Source organism: Halomonas sp. GFAJ-1 (assembly GCA_002966495.1).
Lineage (GTDB): Bacteria > Pseudomonadota > Gammaproteobacteria > Pseudomonadales > Halomonadaceae > Vreelandella.
This window is the reverse complement of record CP016490.1, coordinates 3,023,657-3,046,518: the sequence shown is the minus strand read 5'-3', so window position 1 is coordinate 3,046,518 and position 22,862 is coordinate 3,023,657. Positions and strand designations below refer to the sequence as shown.

The window sequence follows — 22,862 nt, the reverse complement described above, 5'->3', positions numbered from 1 at the left end:
CCTTGAACGGCTAGCCGATGATAGGAACACTCTGGGTCGACAAAAGGAGAGGTACCATGGAACAACATAACGATCATCGTTTGCGCGAAGGCTACGAGCGCCTATTAGAGCGCATGCAAGATGGCGCCAACGAACTCACTTGGGACAACCTACAAAAGGACTTGGACGACGCCGTTGCTTTTGAAGCTGAACTTGAGGAGTACACCAAAGACGAGCTAGCGCTGCTACGCGCCTGGGTAGAGCGCGACTTGAAAGATATGCGTTACTACATGGCGGATACCGGCAAGCAAGTAGCCAGCTGGTTGGGCATTGATATTGACGGCCTTTCCCGCCGGGTTGCCGAATCACTGCTGTCCATTGCCGACCGCAGTGTGGTTGATCGCGAGCGCTTTGAAGATGACCTGGAAGCGGCCCGTGCCGACTACTGTGAAGGCGAAATGGCCGCCCCGGGCTTAATGGCCTGCGTACACTGTGATGCCCAGGTAATGCTTAATGAGGTGTCCCGGCTAGAACCCTGCCACCAGTGTGGCCACCGCTACTTCTATCGCTTCCCCAACAAAATTATCGAAACCTGATCCGGCGCTACGCTCTAAATCACTAGCCAGCTGAGGCCTGCAATCGCCCCTAGCGAGAGCAGGCTCATCATCCCAGCGTAGGGTAAGTTATCCCGCATCATTTGGTAGCCGCTGACCCCATAGCGGCCCTGCAGTGAAAGGTTGATGCCGGAAAGCGGCCCTACGCTGGTGCCCACCGCCCAGGCGCTAAGCGCCACAAAGGCAAACAGCGTTTGCTCACCGCCGTTCAAGTTCAAAATTGATGCCAACACCGAAACGCCAATAATTGGGTGCAGCCCTACCAGCGCGCTTAGCGTGATGGCGACGAAGCTCACCATGGCCTGCCACGTGCCAAAGCGGGCAAACAGCGTCCACTCATCGCCTGCCGCCGCCGCCACCAGCGTAGAAAGCCCCAGCGTTAATAAGCCCGCCGCCAAAAACAGCGAGATTTCCCCGCGCATTGCGGGTAGCCGAGTTGTGGTGTGTTGGCGAATACGCCGCAGAGTAAAGCGCGGGCCTTCCCGCAGGTTGCTAAGCAGCGCCACCCCGGGCAGCAAAAAGGTAATAATGCTGACAATAGTGAGTGAAGGTGTAAGCCAGAAGTGAAACACCATCACCAGCGCCGCCATGCCCGCAGGCATGAAGAGGCTGCGCGGTGATAGCGAAAAACCATCCACCTCAGCCAAATCAAACCGCCGCCTCATCTCCAGCGTGGTGAGTAGCCCCGAGAGCATCGCCAGTGGAAAACCAATCAGCGCAATGTGGCCATACTGCACCGACGGGGCTAGCGCGATTACCACCGCCATAGACGCAAAGAAGGGCGACCACAGCGCCGCGCTACTTAGCCCACGGTTTAACGCCAATAGTTGTGGCGTGGTTAACGGAGCGCGCCGTGCTAAACGATCGCCCACCATAAACACCGTGGAAAGATTCAAAATGGTGCCAAGAAAATGCACCCCCAGCCACGTGCGCAGCACGCCATCCGCGCCGGTGACCCGCTTACCCGGTGGGCGTTTGTTACCCTGGGTGCCAATCAAAGAAATAAAGCTAACGCCCACCAGCATCGTGGCCACAAAAACGTTGCCCTGTAGCATGGCAGGCCAGTTAACCGCGGCGCCATACACCACCCGTGCCACCACCAACATCAGCGCGCCAATGGCAATCAACACCCCCGCTTGAACGCGCGAGCGCTTAGGAATATCCCGCCACAAAAGCGCCACCGCCGCCCACAATAAATAGCTCACCGGCTGCGCTGTTGGCACCGCCCCGGTAAAGCCAATAATTTGTGCCAACAGCCCAAGCAGAATCAAAACACCCGCCAAGCGCTGCCGCGTTGTTGTCTCTTGCATCTCAATCCCTTACTGGTTGAGTTAGCAGGCTAATCGGGTTTGCGAGAGAAGGCTAGTAGCAAGAAGTGACGGGGTAAGTGAGACGACAGGTATGCGAGGTGACAGATGTGAGAGATGGAAGGTGTGAGAGGGCGCTTCAGCGCGCGATGATAAAGCCACCATCCCAACGATAACGCCACGCAGGCCAATCAGGCGCAACAGAAAAATTAACTGAACGCGTGACCTAAGCTGAATTTGTTAATAGAGTATGATTAGAACGGCAAAACGAGCGGGCATGATAATAGGGGATATGTAGCCCGGCTTAGGACGGCAACAAATAAAATCAATCAATTATGTGTTTTTTTTGGGGCTGTATAACATCAATGATTGTGACCGCACAGTTATTGGTGTTATGCGGTGGGCTATATAATCACTGTTAACTCCCCGAGTCACCCAAGATAGAGTAGGGACTAATCTCCATGGAAAATCACAGTAAAGAGCACTTCGCCAACCTGAACAGGAAAATTGGCAGAGTGATCGACGAATCGTTCGCTTCAGAACATGGCGCTACTCTAACTGAGCTATTTCAGTTTTCAGAAGATTTAAATGTATGGCTTGAACTGCTCAGCGATAGAACGGATCGAACCATCCTCATTAGCGCCGTTCAAGAATTCGAATTGGGTTTTCAGGCTGTCGTAGGCGGACAGTATAGATACGCATTCATAGCGCAGCGTTACTTTTTGGAGCAAATATGTCGCTTTATATACCTGTCAACTAACGAGCTACATCTTCGACATTGGAAACTTGGTCTGCGAGATATCTCATGGGGTGCGCTATCGGACAAAGAGAATGGTGTATTATCTAAATTGTTTATAAGGGCTTTTTACCCAGAGGTTGAAGTTGAAGGGGAACATTTAATCACGATTGCATCGAAACTTTATAGAGAATCATCCGAGTTCATACATGGCAACTTCAGCAAACTCGAAGAGCTGCCGAGCAATATAGAATTTAATTCATTTCTGGTGGCTAGGTGGATTGATTTTATGGGGACATGTAAGCTCGTAGCGTTATTTCTTTTGTTTATGAGGTTCTCTAAAGATATCGATAAGCAAAAGATCGCGAGAATTGAAGATATGGCAAAAGAAGAATTAGGAGGAATAGAAGAATTCAACCTTCTATTCGCTGATTGAGGGAAACGCGGTTATGTCAGATTTTAAGATACGCACCGAAACCATAAAGCCTACGAAGATTCTAGAATATTTTGTAGAAACAAAGGAAGATCGAGCGATAATTGAGCGATTGAAAAGTGATTCTCCCGTGATATTAGTGGGTAGCCGCGGGGTGGGTAAATCTTTTCTGCTAAGGGTCGCTGAAGCTGAGCTCAAGCGAGACATGGCCCAAAAATGCGTACTTCCTGTATACGTGTCTTTTACTCAAGGCGCCGTGTTGCAACTTACAGATGAAATCCAGTTCTACCAATGGATGCTTGCAAAACTATGTTCGTCATTTATCAGAAGCCTTAAAAAATCGGGATTTGTTCTTCCACATACTATTTTGTCAAATGGAGAAGATGCTCAAGAAGAATACCTGACCCGGTTAGTAAATGAATTTGAGAATTCTTGGAAACCTGGCCTAGCACAAGATGTTGACACTCAGTTTTTGCCATCAATAGATGACTTCAAAGAGGCCGTTGAAGATATCTGTGAAGAAGCAGAAATAGAATCCGTCAATTTTTTCATTGATGAAGCGGCTCATATACTTAGGCCCGCTCAACAGCGTCAATTTTTTGGCTTGTATCGTGATATCAACAGCCCATATATAAATTGTAACGCAGCAGTTTATCCAGGAGTCACATCGTTTGGCGACTATTTTCAGCCGATCCATGACGCAATCTTTATCAACCTTGAAAGAGATGTTACTAGCGTCGGATATATTGAGAATATGAGAAACATGGTAGAGAAGCAGGCTGATAGCCGACTCCTTGGGAAAATCGCACAGAACAGTAGCAATTTCTCCCTGCTAGCATATGCGGCTAATGGAAATCCTAGGGTTTTATTGAAAACATTGGTGAAGACTCCGTCAGTTTCCTCGCGAGAGGTTAATGCTGTAATAAAGGAGTTCTACAAGAGCGACATATGGGAAGAGCATTCTCTGTTGGCGGATAAATACTCTGGTTTCGTTGCGTTCATTAATTGGGGCAGAGATTTCGTCGAGGAGACTGTTCTGCTCGAAATGAAATTGAAAAATGACTCCTACTTAGAGGGTGATAAAAAAACGTCACGCTTTTTTTGGATTCATAAAGATGCTCCCGCTCGGATAAAAAAGGCGCTTGGGTTGCTTTGCTATACAGGGATAATTTCGCTGCATTCTGATGCCATAAAAGCTACAAGAAGCGATATTGGTGCTAGATACAGCGTTAACTTGGGATGCCTGTTGTCACTTGAAAATACGCCAGCCTCGACTGGAACTGCCATTGTAAAGAGTCTTACCGTAAAGAGAATGACGGAGTACGGGTCTAACCACCCAGCATACTCATCGCTAGTGACTGAACTAGAAGACTTTGATGACCAAACAATCAGTTCAGCATTGAGTGAGCAATTAGAAAAGCCTGTAGATTTTCTCGATCTTCCAGAGTGGCTTATAAATTCATTGAAGGGCTTGTCGTTAAATACGATCAAAGATGTTCTTGACGCAACAGAAGAAACTATTCAGCGGGCTTACTATGTTGGCGAAGTCCGGTCTAGATATATCAAAAATGAAGCCACTTCTGCTGTATTTGAATATCTGTCAGGGTAAAGAGTTAACAAGCCAAAGCACTCGGACGCAGAAATCTGCGCCGGTGTTTGGAGCGTTACAACGTCACTTCTTACGCTTAATATCGCGGTAGAAATTTTCGTGTGAGCCCAGGGCCATCAATTCAAGGACAAGAGCGCCATCGTCAAAGCTGTAACCCAGCAGAGTGAGCTGCTTGTTCATTTTGAATTTATGGACTCGCAGAAAGGTCAGGTCGCCTTGCTTCTGCTCGCCAATGCTGGGGTTGGTCATTAGCTCTTTAATGGCCAAATCAAGGTCTTTTTTCTGGTTGGGCTTGAGTTTCTTTACCGCCTTTTTGAATGTAGGAGTTTGTAATACACTCGTGGCCTTAACCAAAATCGTAGGCCTCCAGTTTTCCGGCGTCCCGTTCGGCCTGCGCGATGATGGCCTGCCTCACAAACTCATAGGGTAAATCGGGGTTATCTTCCATCATCTCGCCGATTTTTGCCCAGTGCTCTATTTGCTTGGGCGGGGTTCGATTAAGTGCTTTGGCTATAATGGTGGCTTTTTCAATAAGGTTTTGATCTAAACGAATGCTGTTAGTAGCCATCTGTACCTCCAACGTATATTTGGCTCAATTGTAGCAGTATGCCACAATTGAGGCAAGTTGTAACAAGACGCTGTTGGCGGACTGCTTTTCCGCTGGCGCTACTAAGCAGCCGCAAAGCGCGGCGTTAGGCGTCGTACTAATGTGTGGAGGTAGCTTTGGAGTTGAAGTTTCGGGAAACGCGTGAGGCAGATATTGAACAGCTGTTCGCTGTGCGGGGCCGAACCAGAGAGAATCCGATTCCGAAGGAGCGGCTCGCCGTTATGGGCATCACCCCCAAATCTACTGCCGCCGCTATGAAAGCGGGGGCGATCTGCAGCTGGGTGTCTGTTCATGAACATCAGGTTGTTGGATTTTGCAGTGGCGACCTGTCTTCGGGAGAGGTTCTTGTGCTTGCCGTATTGCCTGAATACGAAGGCAGGGGCGTAGGCAGGCAACTCCTGTCGCACGTTGTTCAGGACTTGCGAACACGGGGGCAGCACACTCGGCTCTGGCTGGCAGCCTCGCCAGATCCCAGAATCCGAGCGCACGGCTTCTATCGAACTCATGGATGGAACCCCACTGGCGAATGGGATGCTAACGGAGACGAAATCCTCGTGCTAGGATTGCCTCAACCAACAGCAGCCTAACCAACGCTTGCAGGGGACGAGGGCCTGGCATGATTTCGCGTGAGTCGCTTAGTTCAGCGCATCGGCCCCTCGCCCCTGAAGCTTCGGCGTTGAGGCTGTAGAAAAAACTCTTTGTCCGCTAAATTTGGCAGGATCGAGAAAAAATAGATGAGGAGTGGTCAGCATGCCGCGCTTCAAGCCTTATAACCACGATCAAAACGTATTGTGTTGATTAACCACCAATATCAGCTTCAGCCAGGAAGTTTTGAGCAGGCAATGCACTACCAAATCCACAAAATCTATACTAGCCGTGTTTTCTTCCTGACGATGGGCTTACAGCGGCACAATGTCATGCATGTTTCGCATACTCATGCGCCACTACAAGAGCGGCTCAGATGAACGTCCAGGCCAATATTCTCGTCACCTTATTACCCTGTTTCATCTCTATTTCTCGGCAATCAACGGCACCTAGCTTACGAATCAGCTTCTTGGCAGGCTTAACATTGTCGATTTTTGAAACCAGGCTGCTAAACCAGCGGCATTGAGTTGAATATAGTTGGCTTTCTCTTATTAACTTTTTAAGAAACAGCTGTTCGCCCCCTTTGCACCAAAGCTCGGCACCCTGCCCACCAAAATTCAGCGTGGGGGATGCCTTTTTTGTTTTTTGCTCGCCGCGACTCCGCGCAAGGTTATTGAGTTTAAGCTGGCTACCTTTAAGTGCTTCATCGAGCGAGGCATGGAAGGGTGGGTTGCATACGCTGACGTCAAAGAATTCTCCCGCTTGGATGATCCCTTCAAAAATATGGTTTTTATCGTGCTGGGTGCGCAACGTGAAGCTGTCTTTGAGGGTGGGGTTATGGGTGATAATCGTGGCTACGTTTTCAAGCGACTCAGGGTTGATGTCGCTACCTACACACTGCCAGCCGTAAATTTGGCAGGCTAGTAGCGGGTAGATGCCATTTGCTCCAGTCCCTATATCGAGCAGCTTGACGCTATGCTGCTCACGCCCAAGCCCAATTAAATCCGCCATGTAATGGATATAGTCGGCTCTACCTGGGATGGGAGGGCAAAGCGCGCCCTCTGGAATATCCCAATCGACAATATTGTAGTATCGGTTTAACAACGCAGCGTTGAGCGTTTTTACGGCCAAAGGGTCTGCGAAATCGATGGAAAGCCGGCCATGGGCGTTCGGTTTTACATGGGGAGCTAGTGCTGGATGGCTGTTTATGAGGGCAGGAAAGTCATAGCCCTGGTTGTGTAGGTTCTTCGGGTGTAGATCTTTACGAACAGGTCTAGCTCGGCTTTCTTCACGTCGATGGGGGGTATTCACAGTAATAGGCCTGAGGCTTGGCGTTCAATAGTCGAGTAGGTTTAGCTTAGCCTGTGATTATAACCTTAATAGTGGTGTTGAGCTTACCGGTGCAGGTGTTATCTCCAAGCCCACAGGCTTGAACGCTTAGCGCACTTGCCGAATGGGCGGGTACCTTGCTAACGAAATTAGCGGCGACGATGCGTTGCCGCCCTCGGGCCGGCAATGGAGCGTTTACAAATGGGTGTCGTGCCCGTACCCAACGTTGTCACCCATAACTCTGAACCTAGATAAACTTGCCCGGAACAGGGCTATTTTCTAGCACCTCGCGTATTTTCCAGCTCTTCAATCATTTTTCTCGCGGCATTAGAAAGCGTGCGATTGGTATGCACTAGATACCCCAGCGGACGGTGGATGGGGGCAGTATCTACCGGTAGCTCTACTAGCTCACTGTCGATCATGTTTTCGGGCAGCAGGCTCCAACCTAGCCCCACGCTGCACATCATTTTCAGTGTTTCTAGGTAGTTGGTCGACATGCTCACGGGCAGGGTTAGGCCTGCCTCAATAAAGCGATGGCCAATCAGTGTACGGGTAAAGGTTTTGGCCCCCGGCATCACGCAGTTGAATTCACACAGTTCCGTTAGGCTAAGTGGGCCGGGGCTTTGGCGAACGCGCGCTGCCAGCGGATGGTCGGTGGCGCAAACAAAGCAGAGCCGATCACGCCACAGCTCTACCACATGCAGCTGCTCAACCGGGTGAGGGGCGAGGGTGACAATCGCAATTTCCAGGGTGCCATCAACAATGCCTTGGTAAGCCAGTTCGGAATCCAGAAAGCGTAAGTCTAGGGCTACCTCTGGGTGGCGCTGGGTGTATTGCTTTAGCAGGGGCGGCAGGCGGTGCAGGCCAATATGGTGGCTAGTGGCCAAGGTTAACCGTCCGCCCACTTGGCCAGAAAGGTTAGCCAGCGCACGGCGGCTATCGTCTACCGTAAACAGGATGTGCTGGGCTTTAGGCAGCAGCACGCTACCCGCTTCCGTCAGCGCAATGCGCCGCCCAATTCGGTCGAATAGCCGCGTGCCTAGCAACTCCTCTAGGGTGGCAATGCGCTTGCTCACCGCAGGCTGGGTCAGGTGCAGCTGCTCCGCTGCACGGGAGAAACTTTGGGCTTCGGCAACTGCCAGAAACGCTTGCAGGCTTTGAGTGTCCACGAGTGACTCCCTGAATATGTATTCCAGTTTGGAATCTAAAGTATGAATAACATGAATTGCTTTTATGTGCGAGTCGCGTAACACTCTCTTTATTGCATACTAAGCAGCACGTAGAGGCTGCCATACCGAACTAGCAGGGCACTGCCCAGGAGAGCCACATGTCAGGTCAAACCCTTTACGACAAACTCTGGAACCAGCATTTGGTGAAGCAGCGTGACGACGGCACCGCGCTGATTTACATCGATCGCCAACTGCTCCACGAAGTGACCTCGCCCCAGGCGTTTGAAGGCCTGCGGTTGGCTAACCGTAAGCCCTGGCGTTTGGATGCCAACTTGGCAACGCCAGACCACAACGTGCCTACCACGGTGAAAGAGCGCGCTGAGGGCAACAGCGGGATTAAAGACCCGGTGTCGTTAATCCAGGTGCAAACCCTGGACGACAACTGCCTTGAGTACGGTATTGAAGAGTTCAAAATTAACGATCCACGCCAAGGTATTGTGCACGTGGTCGGCCCCGAGCAGGGCGCCACCTTGCCGGGCATGACCGTGGTATGTGGTGACTCCCACACCGCCACCCACGGCGCGTTTGGGGCTTTGGCCCACGGTATCGGCACCTCCGAAGTTGAGCACGTTATGGCGACCCAGTGCTTGCTGGCGCAGAAAATGAAGAACATGCAGGTGCGTGTTGAAGGTGAGCTTGGCCTGGGCGTAACGGCAAAAGATGTGGTGCTGGCGATTATCGGCAAGATCGGTACCGCTGGTGGTACGGGCTACGCCATTGAGTTTGCGGGCAGCGCCATTGCGTCGCTCTCCATGGAAGGCCGCATGACCGTGTGCAACATGGCGATTGAAGCCGGTGCCCGCGTGGGGTTGATCGCCGTTGACGATACGACGATTAACTACCTTGCCGAGCGCCCCTTTGCGCCCACAGCCGCGCAGTGGGAAGCCGCCGTGGCGGACTGGCGTTCGCTGGTGTCGGATGGCGATGCCCAGTTCGATAAAGTGGTCACCCTGAGCGCGGAAGAGATTGAGCCACAGGTAAGCTGGGGCACCAGCCCTGAAATGGTCACCGGTATTTCTGGCCACGTACCCGACCCGCAGGCTGCGCAAGATGAAACTGTGCAGCGCAGCCACACCCGTGCGCTTGAGTACATGGGCCTGCAGGCGAATCAAAAAATTACTGATATTAAGTTGGATAAAGTGTTTATCGGTTCCTGCACCAACTCGCGCATTGAAGACCTGCGTGAAGCGGCTAAAGTAGCCAAAGGTAATAAAGTAGCGGATTCGATTAAGCTTGCTATGGTGGTGCCGGGTTCTGGCTTGGTGAAGCGCCAGGCGGAAGCGGAAGGCTTGGACAAGATTTTCATCGAAGCGGGCTTTGAGTGGCGCGAGCCGGGTTGCTCCATGTGTTTGGCCATGAACGCCGATAAGTTGGGCGCGGGCGAGCACTGTGCCTCTACCTCTAACCGTAACTTCGAAGGGCGCCAGGGCTACGGTGGTCGGACCCACTTAGTTAGCCCTGCGATGGCAGCGGCAGCGGCAATTGCTGGTCATTTTGTTGATGTGCGCACTTTACCTGCTAACGACGCTACCCACGCCCAGGAGGCCTAAGCCATGAAAAAGTTTGAACGTTTTGAAGGGGTGGTAGCGCCGCTTGATCGGGCTAACGTCGACACCGACTTGATCATCCCGAAGCAGTTTTTGAAATCCATTAAGCGTACCGGTTTTGGCGTTAACCTGTTTGATGAGCTGCGCTATTTAGATGAAGGCCAGCCGGGGCAAGATTGTTCCCAGCGCCCGCTGAACCCTGATTTTGTATTGAACCAGTCGCGTTATCAAGGCGCGGAAGTGTTGCTGGCGCGGCGTAACTTTGGCTGCGGAAGCTCCCGTGAACATGCTCCGTGGGCGCTGGAAGATTTTGGCTTTAAAGTTGTCATTGCGCCAAGCTTTGCGGACATTTTCTACAACAACGCCTTTAAGAATGGCATCTTGCTAATCACCCTGGCGGAAGAGGAAGTAGACCGTCTGTTTGCTGAAGCAGAGGCTCGAGAAGGGTATCAACTAGACGTCGATTTAGAGAATCAGCGGGTGATTACCCCCAGCGGTGAAATTCTTGAGTTTGAGGTGGATGAGTTCCGCAAACACTGCCTGCTGAACGGCCTGGACGATATCGGCATCACGCTGCAGGACGAAGACGCAATTCGCAGCTTTGAAGAGAAGCACCGCCAGCAGCGCCCGTGGCTGTTCCGCCAGCCTGCATAAGTATTCAACTATAAGTGCTAAGGATTGAGCATGACTCATAAAGTGTTACTGCTGCCCGGTGATGGTATCGGTCCGGAGATCGCGGCCCAGGCGGCGCGTTTGTTAAACGCCTGCCAAGAAGCGGGCTTGGATATAGAGGTAGAAGAGGGCCTGGTGGGCGGCTCGGCCTACGACGTACACGGCGAGCCGCTCCCGGCGGAAACCCTTGAGAAAGCCAAAGCTGCCAGCGCCATTCTGCTAGGTGCGGTGGGTGGCCCCAAGTGGGACAAGCTCGAAGACCTAACCAAGCGCCCCGAAAAAGGCCTGCTGGGGCTGCGTAAGAACCTGGGCCTGTTCGGCAACCTGCGCCCGGCGATGCTTTACCCGCAGTTGGCCAGCGCCTCCAGCCTGAAGCCTGAGCTAGTGGCTGGGCTGGATATTATGATCGTCCGTGAGCTAACCGGCGGCATCTACTTCGGTCAGCCCCGTGGTATTGAAGTGCGCAATGGCGAACGGGTGGGTTTTAACACTTACATCTATTCCGAAAGCGAGATTGAACGCATCGGCCGCGTGGCGTTTGAAATGGCCCAGAAGCGTGGCAAAAAGCTATGTTCGGTAGATAAAGCCAACGTGTTGGAAGTGACGATTTTATGGCGTGAAGTGATGGAGCGCCTGGCGCCGGAGTACCCGGATGTGGAGCTTTCCCACATGTACGTGGATAACGCCGCCATGCAATTGGTGCGCGCGCCGAAGCAGTTTGATGTGATGGTGACCGGCAACATGTTTGGCGATATTCTCTCTGACGCCGCTGCTATGCTCACCGGCTCTATCGGTATGCTGCCGTCTGCATCGCTCAACGAGAGCGGGCAGGGCATGTACGAGCCTTGCCATGGCAGCGCCCCGGATATCGCTGGGCAAAACATCGCTAACCCGCTGGCTATGATGCTTTCGGTGGCGATGATGCTGCGCTACTCGCTGAATGAAACAGCGATGGCCGAGCGCATTGAAGCCGCCGTGGGCAGTGTGTTGGATGATGGCCTGCGCACTGCCGATATCGCATCAGAAGGCACTCGTCGCGTTTCCACCGTGGAAATGGGCGATGCAGTGCTCGCGGCCTTTGCCAAGCAGTAACGTATCAAGCACACCTGCTCACTAGTCAATTCCAAATAGCGCGTGTTGTAGAGCAGTGCCGGTCGGCCACCCCTGGGGTGGCCGACGTCGTGTCTAATATTTGTGTATAATACTTACCTCATTCTTAGCTGGAGGACTTCACATGTTGAAAGTCGGTTTCGTGGGATGGCGCGGTATGGTTGGCTCTGTGCTGATGCAGCGCATGCAGGAAGATGGTGATTTTAAAGGCATTGAGCCGATTTTCTTCACCACTTCCCAAGTCGGCCAGCCGGGACCCGACATCGGCGTCGACGTGCCTCCCCTCAAAGATGCGTTCGATATTGACGCGCTAAAAGCCCTTGATGTAGTGGTTACCTGTCAAGGTGGCGATTACACCAAGCCGGTTTACAAAGACCTGCGTGAAGCGGGCTGGAAAGGCTACTGGATTGATGCCGCCAGCACCCTGCGCATGGAAGATGAAGCGACCATCATTCTTGATCCGGTTAACCGCCATGTGATTGATGCCCAGCTAGCCAAAGGCGCGAAAACCTTCGTGGGCGGCAACTGTACCGTAAGCTTAATGCTGATGGGCTTGGGCGGGCTGTTTGAAGCCGATATGGTCGAGTGGATGACCTCCATGACCTACCAAGCGGCGTCCGGCTCCGGTGCCAAACACATGCGCGAGCTGCTGAACCAAATGGGCCAGCTGCGTGATAGCGTCGGTGAAGAGTTAAAAGACACCTCTAGCGCGATCCTCGACATCGACCGCAAAGTGACGGCCGCCATGCGTGGCAATGATTTCCCCACTGATAACTTCGCAGCGCCCTTGGCAGGCAGCCTGCTGCCGTGGATCGATACCAAGCTCGATAACGGCCAGAGCCGTGAAGAGTGGAAGGGCAGCGTTGAGACCAACAAGATTCTGGGCCTAGAGAATAATCCGATTCCCATTGATGGTCTCTGTGTGCGCATCGGTGCCATGCGCTCTCACAGCCAGGCGTTCACCATTAAGCTGAAGCAAGATGTGCCGCTTGATGAGATTGAAGACCGCATTGCCAAGCACAATGAGTGGGTTAAGCTGATCCCCAACGATAAAGATGCCACCATTGCTGGCCTAACGCCTGCTGCCGCAACGGGCACGCTGCAGATTCCGGTAGGGCGCCTGCGTAAGCTTAATATGGGCGGCGAATACCTTTCTGCATTCAGCGTGGGCGACCAGCTGCTGTGGGGTGCTGCTGAGCCGCTTAAGCGTATGCTGAAGATTCTGCGCGAGCAGTAACAGCCGTTACGCGCGTGCTGTCGCTATAGCATCAATATCATAGCGTCAACGTAGTTCCCGATGGGAAGCTGTTCGCAGCTTCCCATCTTTTTTGCCGCTGCTAAGTAGAAAGCTCAAACGCGTTTGGCATTCTAAAGTATGCGCAAAAACGGTAAGTTATGATAAAAAGAACCCAAACATAATGATGAGCGCGCTCAGCTAAATGTCGTTACATCGTTGAGATTCGCAGGCAGCAGGGGCTTAAATGAAACAGACGCACGCATGGTTATTGTGGCTACCGCTCAGTGCCGTTAGTTCCTTGGCACTGGCCGTCGGCTTAGGCCCGGCGTCGGTGAACTCACCGATGAATGCCCCCTTGAATGCGACCGTACCAGTACTAGACGCTAGCCAATATGCGTTGGACGAACTGCGAGTGTCTGTTGCTGATGAAGCGGATTTTACAGCAGCAGGGTTAGAGTGGACGCCGCTGGTTTCATCGCTGCGCGTCCAACTGCGTGAGCAGGCTGATGGACGCCAGTTGGTGCTTAGCTCCTCGCAAGCAGTCGATGAACCCTGGCTGGATGTGCTTTTAACGGTCTCTTCCCCAGAGGGTGAAACCAGCCAGGCCTTTACGCTGCTGTTTGACCCGCCCGACATGCTCAACGCAAGTAGCCGTAGCGCATCTCCCAGTGAGCAGCAGGCAGCGAATGCGGCGGAGCCTCGCAGTCAGCCCCAACCAGCGGCTGTTCCAGCGTCGCAAAACGCGTCAAGTGATAGCGCTCCCAGGGCTAATAACATCGCTTACGTGGCGAGCGGCGATTCACTTTGGGGCATCGCCGAACGGGTTAAGCCTGCCAGCGCCAGTGTGCAGCAGATGATGGTGGCGCTGGTTGATGCCAACCCAGACGTTTTCTCCTCCGGCAATATTGACAACATGCGGGTTGGGCAAACGCTCGCGGTGCCCAGTCGTGAACAGATAATGGCCCGTACTCCAGGGGAAGCCGCCCAAACGCTACAAACCATGCGACGCGCAACCGAGCGTGCTGATGCTTCAAGTACTGCTAGCCAGCCGTCTGCAGAAGCAGCAGGTGAAGAGCCTGCCAATAGCCCAGGTACGAGCGAGACAGCTTCTACTTCTGAGGCGGCAGCGCAGTCAAATGCTGAGCAAGGCGCTGCGGAAGCGTCAGAGCAAGAGGGAAGCCAGGAGAACGAGCTGGCGGGACTCGCCTTAAATGACGTGGTGGAACAGTTGCGCGAAAGCCAGGCCATGCTTCAGCTAGTGCTTGAAGAGCGTGAACAGCTGCGCGCTGAGCTGACTGAGCTGCGCCAGGAAGTGGCTGCGCTGACGGAAGCGCTTAACGCCTCCCAGCAGGAAGCTCAATCAGTCGCGGCGCTTGCGGTCACTGCTCCAGAGGTGAGTGGTGAGCCAGCTCTCGGCGCTTCTAATGCCCGTAGCGTTGCTGACAACCGCGGCTTTGTAGAGCGTATCTCTGACTACCAGTGGCCTATTGCCAGCGTTGCATTGGCGCTGCTGTTAGCGGGGCTTGTATGGTCACGCAAGCGCCGCGAGCGTCAGTGGGAAGTGGCGCCACTAAGTACGGCACCTAGTACCGTTACACCGCCTACAGCATCTACAGCATCCATGGGGCGCGCAGAGCCTCGTATGGCGGAGGCTCAATATCCAGGTTCGCACAGCACAGAATCTCGCAATCCAGAGCCCCATGCCGCCGAGCCTTTTAGTGCCGAACCCGTTGGTGCTTCTCAAGCGAGTGAATCAGTGCCCGGCGGTGCTGAACCGAGTGTCGCAGCATCAAGCCAACGTATGTCAACATTTGGTGAGGCGCCAGTGGTTAAGCCCAGCACTGCTAAGCCAGCAGAACCCGCCAGCGTAGATAATGATGCTCCAGAAGAAATACCTTTTGAGGAGAGCTCGCCAGCTAGCAGCGCTGATGACGAAGAGGTGCTCAATGCGGCGTTTCTGGATGTTCCCCAGTCAGTCGATGAGTCAGATGCTGAACCTGTCGAAAAGTATGTGGATGAACCCATCGATATGCTGAGCGAGGAGCTCGAGAAAGAGCTAGAAGAGCCGCTAGTCGTGGACAGCCCAGCGCCTGTAGCGCAACCCGAAGCGCAAGAAGAGGATCAGCGCTCTCAGCCTATTGATTACTACATTGACTACAGTCCCCCATCATTGAAGCAAGATGAAGACGGGGAGCAGAGTGCTGTTGAGGGTGGGGCGGCTGATGGTGCGACAGCTACATCTAAGCAGGCAAACCACACTGCGCGACACACGCCTAGGGTGCCCGAAGAGGAGTGGGAAATTGAAGAGGTGGCATTCGAGCCTCGACGCCGGGATAATGGCTAACTTTTAACCTCCTCTAGATGATGTGGCTTAATGACGCTGTTCTACCACTTTGATGAGACACAACCGCTGGCAGGCCGCCTTGCGATGGGCATTGAGTACGATGGCTCGCGCTTTTGTGGCTTTCAGCGTTTAAAACACGCGGCTTCGGTGCAGGCATCGATAGAAGATGCCTTGGCAAAAGTGGCGAGTGCGCCTATTCAAATACACGCCAGTGGCCGGACTGATTCAGGCGTTCACGCTACGCGCCAGGTCATCCATTTTGACCCGCCTGTTCAGCGCTCTGAAAAAGCTTGGATTTTTGGAACCAATACGAACCTTCCTAGGGATGTGGCGGTGCGTTGGGTAAAGCCGGTGGGCGATGATTTTCACTCCCGCTTAGGCGCACTTGGGCGCCGCTACCGCTATATTTTGCTCAACCAAATCAGTCGCCCGGTGTTAGAGCGCAGCAACGTGACCTGGTGCCGAGATCCGCTGGATGCCGACGCTATGCATCGGGCCGCCCAAGCGTTGGTGGGTGAGCACGATTTTTCAAGCTTTCGGGCAGCGGGCTGCCAATCCAAAACCCCTTGGCGGCAAATGCATTTTGTCGAAGTGAAGCGTTACGGCCCCATTGTGGTGATTGATATTCAGGGCAACGCGTTTTTGCACCACATGATTCGAAATATTGCCGGTGCTCTGGTGAGTGTAGGGCGCGGTGCCCAGGATGAAGGCCATATTGAGCGCTTGCTGGCGCTGAAGAATCGCCGCAAAGGAGATGTCACCGCGCCTGCTTGCGGGCTGCACTTTGTAGACTCCATTTACGATGAGCGTTTTGCGCTGCCTCAAGAGCCACTTGGCCCCAATCTGCTGGCGTTTACCGGGGAGTGGACGGGTGAGCGCCCATTGCCCGATAACCCGCGAATAGCCGCTCGGCGGAATCTCACCTTTAAGAAAAAAGCCATACCCGAGCACCAGGAGACCTCCCCGTGAGCACGCGCTATGCACGTACGCGAATCAAATTTTGCGGTTTCACACGCCCGGAAGATGTTGAGCAGGCGGTCTCGCTAGGGGTGGATGCGCTGGGCTTTGTGATGTGGCCTAAGAGTTCTCGCGGCATCTCACCGGAAACGCTTGCCACGCTGTCGGCCCACGTGCCTGCCTTTGCAACGCGGGTGGGTCTGTTTGTTAATCAGCCCGCTGAGCTGATTGAGCAGTGTTTGCCCTATTTAGATGTGATTCAGTTCCATGGGGATGAGCCGGCGTCGTTTTGCCAGCAGTTCGACCGGCCTTGGATCAAAGCACTACGCATGCGTGACGGTATCGACCTGCACCGTGCAGCTGACGAGTATGTTCAGGCCCAGGCGCTACTGTTAGATGCCTATCGGCCCGGTACGCCGGGAGGAACCGGAGAGACCTTTGATTGGTCTAGAATCCCCGCAGCTCTTGAAAAACCTGTTATCCTCGCCGGTGGGTTAACGGCTGCGAATATTGCCGCAGCGGTTAATCAAGTCGCGCCTTATGCGGTTGATGTTTCAGGCGGTATTGAGGCGTCGCATGGCGTAAAGGATGTCGAGCTAATGGCCTCCTTTGTTAAGCAGGTAGCGTTAGCCGACGCTCAATAAGTACATTATGTGGTCGCCTAACGGGCGGCTACTTTCTAAGTTAGTTCATTCATTATTTGCCTGTTCTGGCGATCTTGTGAGGTATGCCTGTGACTGTCTCAGCAACTGAAACCAAGTTCAGCGACCTGACCCGAATGCCGGATGCCCGTGGTCATTTTGGGCCTTACGGCGGCCGGTTTGTGTCAGAAACCTTGAGCTTTGCGCTAGAAGAGCTGGAGCAGACCTATCTTAGTCTGCGTGATGACCCAGCCTTCCAAGCAGAGTTTGACCGTGACCTAGCCCACTATGTGGGGCGTCCATCGCCGCTTTATCATGCCGAGCGTTGGTCGCAGTCGTTAGGTGGTGCGCAGATTTGGCTAAAGCGTGAAGATTTAAACCACACTGGCGCTCACAAGGTAAACAACACCATTGGCCAAGCGTTGCTTGCAAAAAAAACCGGTAAGCCTCGGGTTATTGCGGAAACCGGTGCTGGCCAACATGGTGTTGCCACAGCCACCGTGGCTGCGCGCTTAGGCCTTGAGTGCGATGTGTATATGGGCGCGGCGGATGTGCAGCGCCAGAAGCTAAACGTGTACCGTATGCGCTTGCTGGGCGCGCGGGTTATTCCGGTGGAGTCGGGTACTCGCACGCTTAAAGATGCGATGAACGAAGCGTTGCGCGACTGGGTGACCAACGTTGACAACACGTTTTATATCATCGGTACCGTCGCTGGCCCGCACCCTTACCCACAGTTGGTGCGTGACTTCAACGCGGTGGTGGGTCGTGAGGCGCGTCAACAGTCATTGGCGCAAATTGGTCGCCTGCCCGATGCGCTAGTGGCCTGCGTGGGCGGCGGCTCTAATGCCCTGGGGCTTTTTTACCCCTTTGTGGAAGACGATGCGGTCGCGATGTACGGCGTTGAAGCTGGCGGCGACGGTGTTGAGACGGGCCGCCATGCGGCGCCGCTTTCGTCTAACGCTCCCCGGGGGGTGCTACACGGTAACCGTACCTATTTGATGTCTGATGAAGCAGGCCAGGTGTCGGATACCCATTCGATTTCAGCAGGGCTTGACTACCCAGGCGTTGGCCCTGAGCACGCGCTTTGGAAAGACGTTGGTCGAGTCAACTACGTGGCGGCAAACGATAAAGAAGTGCTGGAAGCGTTTCGTGAGCTAACCCACATGGAAGGCATTATGCCAGCGCTTGAGTCTGCCCATGCGCTAGCGCACGCCAAGGTGTTAGCACCGACAATGCGCCCTGACCAGCACATTGTGGTCAACCTTTCGGGTCGTGGTGATAAAGATATCATGACCGTGGCTAACATCGACGGCATTGAGTTTTAAGGGCGAGCATGAATCGTATTGACCAGCGTTTTTCAGAATTAAAGCAGCAGGGCCGTAAGGCACTCATCCCCTATATCACGGCAGGTGATCCTGCCCCGCAATACACCGTTGGCTTTATGCATGCCTTGGTGGAGGCGGGTGCTGATATTATCGAGCTTGGCGTGCCGTTTTCGGACCCCATGGCCGATGGCCCTGTTATCCAAAAAGCCTGCGAGCGGGCGCTAAAGCAAGGCACTCGCTTAGTCGACCTGTTAGAGATGGTGGCGGAGTTTCGCCAATCAGACGCTACGACGCCTGTCGTTTTGATGGGGTATTTAAATCCAATCGAGCGAATTGGTTACGAGGTGTTTGCAGACAAAGCCGCAAGCGTTGGCGTTGACGGTGTACTAGTAGTCGATATGCCCCCAGAAGAGGCTGAAGAGTTTGGCCCGCTGTTAAAAGCGCGTGATTTAGCGGCGATTTTCCTGGTTGCGCCTACCACTTCCCATGCCCGTGCCGCTACAATATGCGCCCACGGTGAGGGCTATTTATATTATGTTTCGCTTAAGGGCGTGACCGGTGCGGCGACGCTTAACGCTGCAGATGTGGCTGACCACTTAGCACCGCTGCGTGAAATGACCGATTTGCCGCTATGTGTTGGCTTCGGTATTCGCGATGGGGTGACCGCAGCGGAAGTAGCGAAAGTGGCCGACGGCGTTATCGTAGGTAGTGCGCTGGTTAACCGCATTGCTGACAGCGTTGATGCACCCGAAACCATAGCCGGTCAGCTTAAAAGCGTGCTGGCAGAAATGCGCACCGCGATGGATGCCTAAGCGTGTGCTCTCATCGTCTACACTGATTTGAATGACGACACTCATCAAGCTTGGCGGTGCCAGGCATTGACGTATATGGAAGCCTTTTTGATATGAGCTGGTTAGATAAAATCGTGCCCTCCATGGGGCGTATCCAGCGTAAAGACCGTCGTGCCAGCGTGCCCGATGGCCTCTGGCGTAAATGTCCCAAGTGCGAAGCAGTGCTTTACCTGCCGGAACTAGAGAAGCACAACAGCGTGTGCCCCAAGTGTGACCATCACTTACGCTTAACGGCCCGTAAGCGCTTGGACTGGTTTCTGGATAAACAGGGGCGGGAAGAGGTGGCTGCTGAGATTGAACCCAGCGATCGCCTTAAATTCCGTGACTCAAAAAAGTATAAAGACCGCCTAGCGGCGGCGCAGAAAGATACCGGCGAAAAAGACGCTCTGGTAGCGATGCGCGGTGAGCTGGATGGCTTGCCCGTGGTAGCCGTTGCGTTTGAATTTACGTTCATGGGTGGTTCCATGGGGGCAGTGGTGGGCGAAAAGTTCGTGCGTGCTGCAACCATTGCCCTTGAAGAGCGTATACCGCTGATCTGTTTTGCAGCTTCAGGCGGCGCTCGGATGCAAGAAGCACTGTTCTCGCTAATGCAAATGGCTAAGACCTCTGCGGCGCTTGAAAAGCTTAAGCAGGAAGGTGTGCCTTATATCTCTGTGCTTACTGACCCGGTGTTCGGTGGTGTTTCGGCGTCGCTTGCGATGCTTGGCGACCTTAACATTGCCGAACCTAACGCACTGATTGGTTTTGCTGGGCCGCGGGTTATCGAGCAAACCGTGCGTGAAACCCTGCCGGAAGGGTTCCAGCGCAGCGAGTTCCTGCTTGAACACGGCACGGTGGATATGATTGTGCATCGCCACGAGATGCGTAATCGCGTGGGAAGTGTGTTGCGTAAGCTGACCCACCATAGTGCGCCAGTCGTTGAAGAGAGCGTGCTTGGAGACATTGAAATTGCTGAACCGCTAGTGGATGAAGAGCGAGTTGCCGATGTTGCTGAAGCCGCGCCGACAGAAGCTCACAGCGAGCACAGCCCGGCCAAGAGCGACGACTCGACACGCAATGCCTAAGTCTTTAGCAATGCCTAAGTCTTTAGCCGAGTGGCTACACTATCTTGAAACCCTGCATCCCGTAGGGATCGATATGGGGCTTGAGCGGGTGTCTCAGGTGGCCAAGCGGATGGGGCTGCTGGAAAGCCCCATTGCGCCACGTGTCATTACGGTTGCAGGCACTAATGGCAAGGGGTCTACCCTTGCCATGATGGATGCCATTGCTCGCGCCCATGGCCTGCGGGCGGGTACCTACACCTCTCCCCATCTTTTGCGCTACAACGAGCGTGTCACCATTGATGGTCAAGAAGCTGAAGATTCGCTGTTAGTAGCAGGTTTCAATGAAGTAGAGGCCGCTAGGCTTCAGTCGCCTTCCATTAGCCTAACCTATTTCGAAGCAGGAACACTCTGCGCACTGTGGTGCCTAGCCCAGGCAAAGCTTGATGTGGCGCTCCTCGAAGTTGGTTTAGGCGGGCGTTTGGATGCAATTAATATCATTGATGCTGATGTAGGCGTGGTGACAACGATTGCTCAGGATCATGCCAACTTTTTAGGCACTGATATTGCCCAAATTGGCCGAGAGAAAGCGGGTATTTTCCGCCCGCGGAAGCCAGCCGTGCTGGGTAGCCAATCTTTGCCGTCTAGCGTTGCTGAAACGGCTATCGAGATGGCGGCGCCCGTTTATCATCTAGGGTCAACGTTTAACCATGCAGCGTTTATCGACAATGCTGATGAAAGTTCCGGTGAGCATTTGGATGCCGCCGCAGCTTGGTGTTGGTATGGGTTAACCGCGGAGGGTGAAACTATTTCACTGGATGGGCTTCCTGATCCAGGGCTTCCGATTGATAATGCCGCCACAGCGTTACAATCCCTGGCGGTTTGCGGTGTGCGGCTATCCACTCGCGCTTGTAGTGAAGCGCTAAAGGCAGTCAGGCTTCCAGGGCGTATGCAGTGGTTGGGGCAGTGGTGCCTGGATGTGGGCCATAACCCTCATGCTGTTGAGTACGTGGCTCGTCGCTTACCCATGCCACCTGCCGGTGGGCGGCAATGGGCGTTAATCGGTATGCTTAACGACAAAGATGCCGACGGGGTGATTGATGCGCTACTCCCACGAATTACCGATTGGGTGTGCGTTACCCTGGAGGGAGAGCGTGGGCGTCCAGCGGTTGAGCTAGCGGAGCGTATTACCTCGCGGGGCGGGCATGTGCATTATTGCGCGGCGTCCCCCGAAGAAGGCGTGGCCGCTATGGCTGAAAGGCTTGTCCCCGAGGACCGAGTGCTGGCCACCGGGTCGTTTTTTACCGTGGCGGCGCTCTTGGCAAACCCACTGCCGCAAGCTTAAAGGTCCTAACCGTGGTGCTCGCTTAGCCTGATGGAGATGGATATGAAATACGGTAAAACGGAACGCATCAGCGGTATTGTAATTTTGCTCGCGCTACTGGCGATCATTGTGCCGTGGTTGATGAGTGACCCTGCTCCTCGGGAAGAGCGCCCCCAGCCTACGTTTGTGATTGAACAGCCTGTTCAAGTAGCACGCCAGGATGTGCCTGCACCTGAAATGCCGTCCACAATTAATGCCTTGCCCTCCTCTTCGTCCCAGGAGGGCGACGCTGTGATCAGTACGCCTATTGACGCTGAACCCCAGCAGCCGGAAACAAGCCAAGTATCACCCCCAAGTGAAGCCGCTTCATCGACTCAAGAGCCGGTTGAGGAGAGCGAAGCCACTAGCGAACCCGACCCCGTCAGAGACCCGATTGCTGAATTAATGGCTAGTAATACGAGTGGTAGCACTTCCTCAAGCTCTTCAGCGCCAACGCCTACTCAGCAGGGCGAGTGGGCAATCCAGGTAGGCAGCTTCGGTGACGTGTCTAATGCCCAGCGTTTGAGTGAACAGCTATCTGGGGAAGGGTTTAGCACCTATCGGCGTGAGCGGGATAATAATTTAACCACGGTTTATGTGGGTCCTTATGCCACATCTGAAGAGGGTGAAGCGGCAATGGCGCAGATTAAGCAGCGTGCCAATGTTCAGGGCTTGCTGGTTAGGGTAAGAGATTAATTTATGGCGCTTACTTGGATAGATGCGCTGTTCTTGGCGGTTTTGGGGCTTTCCATGCTGGCAGGTTTTGTGCGTGGCTTTATAAGGGAAGCGTTAGGCCTTGCGGCATGGGTAGTGGCGCTTATGGTGGCGCGCGTGCTAGCTGAGCCTGTCGCCGATTTAATGAGTGGCTTTATTGAAAGCTTTGATGCCCGGTTAGTGCTGGCATTTGTCTTAGTGATTTTTGCCGTCATTTTGTTATGCGGCATCGTTATCCGCTTGGTTCATGCGGCGGTTGAGTGGGTGGGAATGGGGTTGTTGAATCGCTTTGCGGGCGCGGCCTTTGGTATTGCCCGTGGTGCGGTCATACTCCTGATAGCCACTGTACTGATAACCCTAACGCCATTGGGTGGGCTTCAGGCATGGCAGGAAGCGACACTGCGACCAACGTTTATCGAGCTTAGAGACTGGGCAGTTAGCCAGCTTGATCAATGGGAGCGAGAGCTTCCCCAGGCGCCAGAGTCGCTACGCGATATCTCGCTCCCCGACATACGTGCCAGGCAAACACCTGCGGAGCAGCAATTGAGCCTTCCTCCGGATAACGAGTAGCCATCACGATTAGCGACGCCCCCTTTAAAGAAGCACCTGTGCTGTTGCATTCGGCGTAGGTGC

Annotated in this window: 22 protein-coding genes; 17 read left to right on the top strand and 5 right to left on the bottom strand. The window is 53.8% G+C overall.

The window, feature by feature from the left end:
• The first annotated feature begins 56 nt into the window (after window positions 1–56).
• Window positions 57–575 (top strand): hypothetical protein, encoded by a 519-nt coding sequence (locus tag BB497_13735; GenBank protein ID AVI63691.1) that lies wholly within the window; start codon window positions 57–59, stop codon window positions 573–575.
• A gap of 14 nt (window positions 576–589) precedes the next feature.
• Here BB497_13735 and BB497_13730 read toward each other — a convergent pair whose 3' ends face one another.
• Window positions 590–1,903, bottom strand: a complete 1,314-nt coding sequence (locus tag BB497_13730; GenBank protein ID AVI63690.1) for a hypothetical protein — start codon at window positions 1,901–1,903, stop codon at window positions 590–592.
• A gap of 458 nt (window positions 1,904–2,361) precedes the next feature.
• Here BB497_13730 and BB497_13725 point away from each other — a divergent pair, with 458 nt between their 5' ends.
• Window positions 2,362–3,072, top strand: coding sequence for a hypothetical protein (locus BB497_13725; GenBank protein AVI63689.1), 711 nt, complete (start codon window positions 2,362–2,364; stop codon window positions 3,070–3,072).
• 13 nt (window positions 3,073–3,085) lie between these two features.
• On the top strand, window positions 3,086–4,678 hold the full coding sequence (locus BB497_13720) for a hypothetical protein (protein AVI63688.1): 1,593 nt from the start codon (window positions 3,086–3,088) through the stop codon (window positions 4,676–4,678).
• Between the two features lie 63 nt (window positions 4,679–4,741).
• Here BB497_13720 and BB497_13715 read toward each other — a convergent pair whose 3' ends face one another.
• Together BB497_13715 and BB497_13710 are read right to left on the bottom strand one after the other, a co-directional pair.
• Complete coding sequence (locus BB497_13715; GenBank protein AVI63687.1) at window positions 4,742–5,032, bottom strand: addiction module toxin RelE; 291 nt, start codon at window positions 5,030–5,032, stop codon at window positions 4,742–4,744.
• Window positions 5,025–5,246 (bottom strand): hypothetical protein, encoded by a 222-nt coding sequence (locus BB497_13710; GenBank protein ID AVI63686.1) that lies wholly within the window; start codon window positions 5,244–5,246, stop codon window positions 5,025–5,027. Before BB497_13710 ends, BB497_13715 begins: the two co-directional genes overlap by 8 nt.
• Window positions 5,247–5,401: 155 nt before the next feature.
• Here BB497_13710 and BB497_13705 point away from each other — a divergent pair, with 155 nt between their 5' ends.
• Entirely contained in the window at window positions 5,402–5,872 is a 471-nt protein-coding gene (locus tag BB497_13705; GenBank protein AVI64357.1) for a GCN5 family acetyltransferase, read from the top strand.
• 370 nt (window positions 5,873–6,242) lie between these two features.
• Here the strand turns inward: BB497_13705 and BB497_13700 are convergent, their stop codons facing one another.
• Window positions 6,243–7,181 carry a 23S rRNA (adenine(1618)-N(6))-methyltransferase gene (locus BB497_13700; protein ID AVI63685.1) on the bottom strand — a complete coding sequence of 313 codons (939 nt, stop codon included), beginning with the start codon at window positions 7,179–7,181 and terminating at the stop codon, window positions 6,243–6,245.
• A gap of 290 nt (window positions 7,182–7,471) precedes the next feature.
• Entirely contained in the window at window positions 7,472–8,368 is an 897-nt protein-coding gene (locus tag BB497_13695) for a LysR family transcriptional regulator (GenBank protein AVI63684.1), read from the bottom strand.
• Between the two features lie 158 nt (window positions 8,369–8,526).
• Here BB497_13695 and BB497_13690 point away from each other — a divergent pair, with 158 nt between their 5' ends.
• From BB497_13690 to BB497_13630, 13 genes are all read left to right on the top strand, one after another.
• The gene (locus BB497_13690; GenBank protein AVI63683.1) at window positions 8,527–9,978 is read left to right on the top strand and encodes a 3-isopropylmalate dehydratase large subunit; all 1,452 of its coding nucleotides are present in this window, start codon (window positions 8,527–8,529) and stop codon (window positions 9,976–9,978) included.
• 3 nt (window positions 9,979–9,981) lie between these two features.
• Window positions 9,982–10,629, top strand: a complete 648-nt coding sequence (locus BB497_13685) for a 3-isopropylmalate dehydratase small subunit (protein AVI63682.1) — start codon at window positions 9,982–9,984, stop codon at window positions 10,627–10,629.
• Window positions 10,630–10,659: 30 nt separating this feature from the next.
• Window positions 10,660–11,739: a 3-isopropylmalate dehydrogenase gene (locus BB497_13680; GenBank protein ID AVI63681.1), complete on the top strand. Its 1,080-nt coding sequence runs from the start codon at window positions 10,660–10,662 to the stop codon at window positions 11,737–11,739.
• A 142-nt stretch (window positions 11,740–11,881) separates the two neighbouring features.
• A complete protein-coding gene (locus tag BB497_13675) occupies window positions 11,882–12,994 on the top strand; it encodes an aspartate-semialdehyde dehydrogenase (GenBank protein AVI63680.1) in 1,113 nt (370 codons plus the stop codon).
• A gap of 244 nt (window positions 12,995–13,238) precedes the next feature.
• Complete coding sequence (locus BB497_13670; GenBank protein ID AVI63679.1) at window positions 13,239–15,338, top strand: hypothetical protein; 2,100 nt, start codon at window positions 13,239–13,241, stop codon at window positions 15,336–15,338.
• Between the two features lie 30 nt (window positions 15,339–15,368).
• Window positions 15,369–16,307 carry a tRNA pseudouridine(38,39,40) synthase TruA gene (locus BB497_13665; protein AVI63678.1) on the top strand — a complete coding sequence of 313 codons (939 nt, stop codon included), beginning with the start codon at window positions 15,369–15,371 and terminating at the stop codon, window positions 16,305–16,307.
• Complete coding sequence (locus BB497_13660) at window positions 16,304–16,939, top strand: N-(5'-phosphoribosyl)anthranilate isomerase (protein ID AVI63677.1); 636 nt, start codon at window positions 16,304–16,306, stop codon at window positions 16,937–16,939. The genes BB497_13665 and BB497_13660 overlap by 4 nt, the downstream gene beginning before the upstream one ends.
• Before the next feature lie 83 nt (window positions 16,940–17,022).
• Window positions 17,023–18,261 carry a tryptophan synthase subunit beta gene (locus tag BB497_13655; GenBank protein ID AVI63676.1) on the top strand — a complete coding sequence of 413 codons (1,239 nt, stop codon included), beginning with the start codon at window positions 17,023–17,025 and terminating at the stop codon, window positions 18,259–18,261.
• 8 nt (window positions 18,262–18,269) lie between these two features.
• Window positions 18,270–19,073, top strand: coding sequence for a tryptophan synthase subunit alpha (locus BB497_13650; GenBank protein ID AVI63675.1), 804 nt, complete (start codon window positions 18,270–18,272; stop codon window positions 19,071–19,073).
• Window positions 19,074–19,165: 92 nt separating this feature from the next.
• Window positions 19,166–20,176 (top strand): acetyl-CoA carboxylase subunit beta, encoded by a 1,011-nt coding sequence (locus BB497_13645; GenBank protein AVI63674.1) that lies wholly within the window; start codon window positions 19,166–19,168, stop codon window positions 20,174–20,176.
• Window positions 20,169–21,497, top strand: a complete 1,329-nt coding sequence (locus BB497_13640) for a bifunctional folylpolyglutamate synthase/dihydrofolate synthase (GenBank protein AVI63673.1) — start codon at window positions 20,169–20,171, stop codon at window positions 21,495–21,497. The genes BB497_13645 and BB497_13640 overlap by 8 nt, the downstream gene beginning before the upstream one ends.
• Window positions 21,498–21,539: 42 nt before the next feature.
• Window positions 21,540–22,211, top strand: a complete 672-nt coding sequence (locus BB497_13635) for a hypothetical protein (GenBank protein ID AVI63672.1) — start codon at window positions 21,540–21,542, stop codon at window positions 22,209–22,211.
• A gap of 3 nt (window positions 22,212–22,214) precedes the next feature.
• Window positions 22,215–22,799 carry a colicin V production protein gene (locus BB497_13630; protein ID AVI63671.1) on the top strand — a complete coding sequence of 195 codons (585 nt, stop codon included), beginning with the start codon at window positions 22,215–22,217 and terminating at the stop codon, window positions 22,797–22,799.
• Window positions 22,800–22,862: the final 63 nt, after the last annotated feature.